The sequence below is a fragment of the Gemella haemolysans genome (genome assembly GCF_001553035.1).
In the GTDB taxonomy this organism is placed as follows: domain Bacteria; phylum Bacillota; class Bacilli; order Staphylococcales; family Gemellaceae; genus Gemella; species Gemella haemolysans_B.
Genome location: NZ_KQ959982.1, coordinates 38,793 through 46,876 on the forward strand (window position 1 = coordinate 38,793; position 8,084 = coordinate 46,876).

Here is an 8,084-nt window from a genome sequence, read left to right on the forward strand (position 1 = left end):
AGGAGAAACAATGGTAGAAATATTACAATTTATGTTGATAGCTGTTTTTGCAGGTTTCTTAGGCTCTTTAGTAGGGTTAGGCGGTGGAATTATTATTACTCCTGCATTAACAATACTATTTGGATTTGATATTAAATATGCTATAGGAGCAAGTATTGTCGCGGTTATTGCAACAAGTAGTGGTTCAGCAATAGCATTCGTAAAAGATCATGTTAGTAACATGCGAGTAGGTATGCTTTTAGAGGTGTTTACTACAGCAGGAGGAGTAGTAGGTGCGCTTATGGCAGGAGTATTTTCGTCTAAATTATTATATATTTTCTTCTCTTTAATACTGTTAAATTCTTTTTATGGAATGTTGAAGAAAACAGGTTTAATAACTAAATTGAAAAAAGAAGAAGAAAAAGTAGAAAATGATAAGTACGCTGACAAATACAAATTAAATTCAACATACTATGACAAGGCTACAGGTGAAACTGTAAAGTATAATGTTACTAATGTCCCTCAAGGCTCACTTGTTATGTTTGGTGCAGGATTTGCTAGTGGATTACTTGGAATTGGTAGTGGAGCATTTAAAGTAGTTGCCTTAGACACTTATATGAAACTTCCGATAAAAGTAAGTACTGCAACAAGTAACTTTATGATGGGAGTTACTGCAACAGCTAGCGCATTAATATATTTCTTTAATGGAACTATTAATCCAGCAGTAGCAGCACCAATAGCGATTGGAACGCTGATTGGATCAAGAACTGGCGCGAAAGTAATGCAAAGATTAGATGCAAAGTATATCCGTTATATTTTCCTTCCAATCTTACTATTTACTATTATAAACATGCTTCTAAAAGGTCTGGGGGTACTTTAATATGAATGAAAAAAGAGATATAAATATAGTAATTGCAAATATTATAAAAACGGGGGTTTTTGTAAGTTCATTCTTTATTATAACAGGAATTATACTTAGTTTTATACAAGGAGCAGATGGAGTATTAACTTTAGAAAGATATACTTTTAATGAAATGCTAAGAGGTTTAGTATCGTTTAATTATTATTCATACTTAATGTTTGGTATATTTCTTTTAATATTAACACCTGTTCTACGTATATTAGGTTTACTGTATGTCTATATTGAAGAAAAAGATTACAAATTTGTAAGAATTTGTATTTTAGTACTAGTAATACTAATTGTGAGTTTATTATTGGGAGTAACACATAGCTAAAATATAAAAAAAATTAAAAAATAAAATGTTCAACTATATGATAATATAGAATTTATCGCTAATTGTGAACAAATTGTGAACGAAAAGTGGTAAAATGTAGGAAAAATACTACTTTTTATCATTTTTGTTTTGCCATAATAAAAACTATGTTATACAATAATAATATAATATTTACAATTAAATATAAATAACACATATAAGGAGGTATATCTATGTTGGATCCACTATTACTTGCAAGGATACAATTCGCAGCAACAACAGTGTTCCACTTCTTCTTTGTACCTATTACTATAGGTATGGTGTTCTTAATCGCAATTTTTGAAAGTATTTATGTTAAAACTGGCGATGAGCATTACAAAAGAATTACGAAGTTCTTTGGGCACTTATTCCTAATTAACTTTGCTGTTGGGGTTGTTACAGGTATTCTTCAAGAGTTCCAATTTGGTATGAACTGGTCTGAATATTCTTCATTCGTAGGGGATGTTTTTGGACCATCACTTGCGATAGAAGCCTTACTTGCATTCTATCTTGAGTCTACATTTATCGGTATTTGGATTTTTTCTTGGGAGAAAATTAACAAAAAATTACACGTAATGTGTATTTGGTTAGTAAGTATAGGAACACTTATGTCAGCGTTCTGGATTTTATCAGCTAACTCATTCATGCAACACCCAGTAGGTGTTAAGTATGTTGAGAATGGTGTAATTGGTAAAAAAGCAGAAATGATTGACTTCTTTGCAATCGTTAAAAACCCATACTTATGGAACCAATTCCCTCACGTAGTAACAATGGCGTTAACAGTAGGGGCGTTCACAATTGCAGGTATTGCATCTTGGAAAATGTTACGTAAACATGAAGTTGAAATGTTTAGAAAAGCATTTAAAGTTTCAATCGTAGCAGCTCTAATTGGTTCACTTGGATTATTTGTAACTGGACATTCTCAAATGCAATACTTAGTAAGAGAATATCCTATGAAAGTAGCAGCTGCTGAAGCTCTATATGAAGATACTGGAAATTCAGCACCGTTCTCAGTGTTAGCAACAATCGATCAAAAACAACAAAAAGCAGAACATTACCTTGAAGTACCTGGTATGTTGAGTTTCTTAGCATACGACAAGTTTGAAGGAAGCCTAAAAGGTATGAAATCTCTTCAAAAAGAAATGGATGAAAAATATTATCCAGTAGTTGGAAAACATATCGATTACACACCGCATGTACCAACAATTTACTACTCATTCAGAATTATGTCTGGTTCTGTAGGTATCTTAATACTGATGGCATTACTTGGAACAATTTATTCATTCAAGAGAACTGAAACTAAGAAACGTTGGTTCTTACAACTTATGCCATGGACTTTACTAGTAGCTGAAGTTGCTACTGCTTGTGGTTGGATAATGGCTGAAATGGGTCGTCAACCATTCTTAATCTTTGGTGTAATGGCTACTGAATCAGGAGTTTCTCCAAATTCAGGAGCGTCAGTATTATTCTCACTATTAGTATTCTGTGTATTATATACAATCTTAGGTATTACACAATATATCGCATTTAGATATGCAATGAATAAAAAAGAAACAACTGTGAAGGAGGTAGCATAGTATGGATTGGTCAGTAGCTTTACCAAATATTTGGTTCTTACTTATAACAATACTATTTACAGGATTCTTCGTATTAGAAGGATATGACTTCGGAGTTGGTGTACTAGCTCAAGTACTAGGTAAGACTGATGAAGAAAAACGTGTTTACTTCAATACAATCGGTCCTTTCTGGGATGCAAACGAAGTTTGGCTATTAACAGGTGGTGGAGCGATGTTCGCAGCTTTCCCAATCTGGTATGGTAAATTATTCAGTGGTTACTATATCGCGTTCGTGTTAATGTTAGTGGCGTTAATCTTACGAGGCGTATCATTTGAATTTAGAGGTAAATTAGGAGATAATAGAACTTGGATTAAATCATATGATATAGCAATGTTTGTTGGTAGCTTACTTCCTCCAGTATTATGGGGAGTTGCAGTAGCTAACTTCATGACAGGAGCAAACCTTGACGCTAAGAAAAACTTAGTTGATGGTTTCTTAGGTTTATTATCACCATTTACTATCCTTGGAGGAGTAATGATGTTACTTCTAATGTTAGTTCACGGAGCTCAATTCTTAGCTCTTAAAACTACAGGAGAATTAAGAAATGCAGCTCGTGCAACATCTGCATTATTATTCCCATTTGCTGCGGTAGTAACATTAGTATTTGCTATTTGGGCATTATTTAAAACAGATATCTTTACAACAAACTACTATGTTGGTTTAGTATTAGCATTAGTAGCGGTAGCATTCTTTGTGTTATCATTTGTTTTAAACTTTAAAGGTCGTGACTTAGGTGCATTCTTAAGTACATCAGGAACATTAGCGTTCCTAACTCTAAGTGTCTTCGCAGGTATGTTCCCACGTGCTATAATAAACAGTAATGATGTTAGTCAATCACTATTTATTTATGATGCTGCGAGTGGAGTATACACTCTAAGACTTATGACAATAGTTGCATTATTCCTATTGCCATTCGTTTTAGGATACCAAGTTTGGTCATATTCTATTTTTAGAAAACGACTAACTAAAGAAGATAAATTGGAGTATTAGTCAATGAAAAAAAAGGAAGCAAAATTAAAACTTCCTGTTAAAAAAAGTCTTACATTGACACTATTAATATTATCAATATTCGAAGCAGCTTGTATAATTATACAAGCTGCTTTTTTAGCAAAAGCCATAGTGGGACTTTTTGATAAAAATTTTGATAATGTAGTAAGAGATAGTGTTCTTTTTTTAATAGGTTATATTTTTAGAATAGTGTTTTTACACTTACAACAATATTTTACAGAAAATCATGCAATTAAATTTGAAACAGAACTTAGAAGAAAACTACTTCAGAGTTACTTTGACTTAGGACCTGATTTCACATCAAGAGAAGGATCAGGAAAGCTAGTAACCCTAGCGATTGATGGAATAGGAAAAGTAAAACAGTATTTTGAATTAAATGTATCAAAACAAATCCGTGGAGCTATTATCCCAACCTTAGTAGTGATTTTTATATTCTATACAGATTATGTATCAGCCTTAATGATAATATCAGTAATACCAGTTATCGTTATTTTTATGATACTATTAGGAATTAACGCTAGAGATATGGCGAATAGACAATATAAAAAATATAGAGCATTATCTAATAACTTTATCGATACAATTCGAGGGGTAGAGACTCTTAAATTCTTAGGTGTAAGTAAAAACTACTTACCAATCATGGAAAAGAAAAACAGAGAATATCGTCAGAGTACTATGAAGACACTTAGTGTAGCTTTTTTAAATAGCTTTGCACTTGATTTTTTAACAACAATAGCAATTGCACTTTTAGCAGTTAGATTAGGAATCTTATTATTAGATGGAAGTACTGTGTTGTTACCTTCACTTACGGTATTATTAATCGCACCAGAGTTTTTCCTTCCAATGAAACAAGCTGCCACAGACTACCATGCAACACTTGATGGTCAAATGGCTTATGAAGATATTAATCGAATGATAGTGGATAACGAGAAGAATAAATCGCAGAAATCTTCTATCAATAGTGTAGAAAGTATAAAACTACAAAATGTAGGATTAATAAAAGATGACAAAAAAATTCTTGATAACATTACTTTATCAATAAACAAAGGTCAAAAGATTTGTCTTGTAGGACAAAGTGGAAGTGGAAAAACTTCATTAATCTCATTATTATCTGGTTTTAATGAACAGAGTGAAGGTGAGATATTAATTAATGATGAAGTTACAAATCTAAAAAATGTTCACTGGTCAAATAATATCTCATATATATCACAATTCCCTTATATTTTCCCAGATACAATTCGCAATAATATATTATTCTATTCTAATGAAAATATAAGTGAAGATCACTTAAAAGAAATTAGTAAGTTAGTAGGTTTAGATAAATTCATTTCTACATTACCACAAGGTTATGACACTAATATTGGAGAAGGTGGTCAAGAATTAAGTGGTGGTCAAGCACAACGTATTGCTATTGCCAGAGCATTAATTAGTAATAGAGAAGTAATTATTTTAGATGAACCTACAAGTCACCTGGATATAGAAACAGAGTTTGAGATTAAAGAAAAACTACTAGAATTATTTAAAGGTAGAACTGTTATTATAGCTACACATAGACTACATTGGTTGAATAATGTAGATTATGTATTAAATCTAGAACAAGGAAAGGTTAGTGATTTTGAGAAAGTTGACGAATTTAAAAATTCACCACGTTTCAAAGAATTGAAAGCTAATCTAGTAGGAGGTAGCTATAGTGAACAATAATTCAATAATAAGAAAAGAACTTAAAAAGAATAAAGGTGTGATGAGCGGTGTAGTCTTTTTAGGATTAATGTCTGTTATTAGTGGAGCAGCGTTAATGTACGTATCAGGTTACTTAATAAGTAAAGCATCATTACAAATAGGAAATATCCTAATGCTACAGGTACCTACAGTATTGACAAGAACATTCTCGTTAGCACAATCTACATTTGCTTATATTCAAAGGCTAGTTAGTCACAATTTAGTTTTAGGGATAATAGAAAAAATGCGTAGTAGAGTATATAAAATATTAGAACCTAAAGCATTGAAATTGAAAAAAGAATATAAATCTGGAGATTTACTAGGTATTATTTCTGAAGATATTGAAAATATGCAAAATATCTATCTAAAAACAATATTCCCAAGTATCATCTCATTAGTATTATATGTACTTTTCATTACAGTAATGTTTGGGTATGATATGAATTATGCTCTATTAGCAACACTATTTGGAATTTTTATAATTTTTGTAGTACCATTCGCTTCACTTACAATTACTAGAAAGAACTTCCAAATTATGAAAGAAGCTAAATATAACCTATATCGTGATTTTACTAGTGCTATTTTTGGATTAAGTGATTGGATTTCTTCTAATAAAGTAAATGAATTCATGGATGACTACCAAGTTAAAGAACAAAAACTTTTAAAACGTGAAAGAAAAATTAAAACATTCGTTCACTTAAGAGAAAACTTTGTTAACCTACTTGCAGGTGCCACAGCTTTCTTAATGATATATAGTTGTTGGAATATGACAGTTAACAATGTAATTGAAAATGTCTATATTGCATCATTCTGTATGATGGTGTTATCGGTTCTTAGTGTGGCTGTAATGACGAGTGAAGCAGTAGCTCACATTCCAGGTTATGAAGTTTCAATAAATAGAGTAAAAGAATTTTATGCTCAAGAAGATGATGAAAAAGTCGAAGTAGTTAATGCAAAAAATTCTGATGGTAATATTATTGATGTCAAAAACTTAACTTTTGAATATGAAAAAGGTAAAACTATTTTAAATAACTTATCACTTTCTATTAAAAAAGGTGAGAAAGTAGCAATATTAGGAAGAAGTGGTGTAGGGAAATCTACATTGGTGAAGTTATTAACAGGTACTTATACAGATTATCAAGGTGAGATTATTGTTCTTGATAAAAAACCAACAGAAACAATGTTAGGTACAGAGATTTCACTTTTAAACCAAAAACCATATCTATTCGATATGACGATTAGAGAAAATCTTAAACTTTCACTTTTAGATTCGGGAATAGAAGAAGATGAAATTGAAGATAAAATTAACGAGAGTTTGGAAAAATCTCAATTGTCTAAACTACTACAAAGCCTTCCTGATGGAATAGATACAAATGTATTTGAAACAGGAAGTAGGTTCTCTGGAGGAGAGCGTCAACGTATAGCATTCGCTAGAAGTATAATTCAAAATAATGAATTATTACTATTAGATGAACCGACTGTAGGATTAGATCCAAAGACAGAACATGAACTGTTAACTACAATTTTTGAATCTAGTAAAGATAAAACAATTGTATGGATTACCCATCATTTAAACTCTATCGAATATATGGATAGAATAATATTCATTAAAGATGGAGAAATAGAGATGGATGGGACTCATAGTGAACTTTATGCAACAAATGATAAGTATAAGAAATTGTATGATATGGATAATATAGCGTAACAGTATTTGCAAAACTTTACAAATATAGAGCAGTTACAGGAACAAGAAAAATGACTAACACAGGTAAAGAGAAACGAGTTAGACCTATAAATTTTGATTGGAAAATGCTATAATATAACTTGTATAAAAGTGTAAAGTATTTGGAGGTTTAGAATATGGAAGTAATTGCACTATTGAGAGGAGTAACACCAACAGGAAAAAATAGAATACCTAAAATGTCATTTTTGGTAGAGATACTTGAAAAAGTAGGACTAAAAAAAGTAAAGACTTATATTCAAAGTGGTAATGTTATTTTGGAAACAGAGTTGTCAAAAGGGGAAACAGCAAAGTTAATTCATGACACAATAGCTAAAGAAATAGGAGCAGATTTAAGTGTCATTATAAAAGAAAAAAATCAATTACAGATAGCTATTGAGGAAAATCCGTTTAATGAAAATTATGATTTTTCAAGAATACATTTAGTATTCACTAACGATAGTATGGGAGAAGATGAACTAAAAAAACTGGAAAACAAAGACTTTGGAGATGAAAAGTTTATTATTGGTTCTGAATGTTTATATTTGTATCTTCCAAGAGATGCAAGTCCCAAAAGATTGAATACTAATTATCTTGAAAAACAGCTTTCAATAACCATGACAATGAGGAAATTAAATGTTGTTGAACATTTAGTCGAATTATGTAAGAAATAGGAATAAACACCAGCTTATTGAAGTAACAATTAAACATAACTAATACAAGAACAGTAAATCAAAAAAGGTTTACTGTTTTTTCTGGGTCTATAATAAATACGGTTGATAATAAAT

7 protein-coding genes are annotated in these 8,084 nt (G+C 31.0%); all 7 read left to right on the forward strand.

The features are described from left to right. Positions 1-10 precede the first annotated feature (10 nt). A complete protein-coding gene (locus tag HMPREF3186_RS06890; protein ID WP_060914524.1) occupies positions 11-859 on the forward strand; it encodes a sulfite exporter TauE/SafE family protein in 849 nt (282 codons plus the stop codon). Between the two features lies 1 nt (position 860). Next, positions 861-1,214 carry a DUF1634 domain-containing protein gene (locus HMPREF3186_RS06895; protein WP_060914525.1) on the forward strand — a complete coding sequence of 118 codons (354 nt, stop codon included), beginning with the start codon at positions 861-863 and terminating at the stop codon, positions 1,212-1,214. Between the two features lie 212 nt (positions 1,215-1,426). Then, positions 1,427-2,809, forward strand: coding sequence for a cytochrome ubiquinol oxidase subunit I (locus HMPREF3186_RS06900; RefSeq protein WP_003145246.1), 1,383 nt, complete (start codon positions 1,427-1,429; stop codon positions 2,807-2,809). A 1-nt stretch (position 2,810) separates the two neighbouring features. Then, a complete protein-coding gene (gene cydB, locus HMPREF3186_RS06905) occupies positions 2,811-3,839 on the forward strand; it encodes a cytochrome d ubiquinol oxidase subunit II (RefSeq protein WP_060914526.1) in 1,029 nt (342 codons plus the stop codon). Positions 3,840-3,842: 3 nt separating this feature from the next. Next, positions 3,843-5,558 (forward strand): thiol reductant ABC exporter subunit CydD, encoded by a 1,716-nt coding sequence (gene cydD / locus HMPREF3186_RS06910; protein WP_060914527.1) that lies wholly within the window; start codon positions 3,843-3,845, stop codon positions 5,556-5,558. Further along, positions 5,548-7,281 carry a thiol reductant ABC exporter subunit CydC gene (gene cydC, locus HMPREF3186_RS06915; RefSeq protein ID WP_060914528.1) on the forward strand — a complete coding sequence of 578 codons (1,734 nt, stop codon included), beginning with the start codon at positions 5,548-5,550 and terminating at the stop codon, positions 7,279-7,281. Before cydD ends, cydC begins: the two co-directional genes overlap by 11 nt. Before the next feature lie 155 nt (positions 7,282-7,436). Further along, the gene (locus tag HMPREF3186_RS06920; protein ID WP_060914529.1) at positions 7,437-7,970 is read left to right on the forward strand and encodes a DUF1697 domain-containing protein; all 534 of its coding nucleotides are present in this window, start codon (positions 7,437-7,439) and stop codon (positions 7,968-7,970) included. The last annotated feature ends 114 nt before the right edge of the window (positions 7,971-8,084 follow it).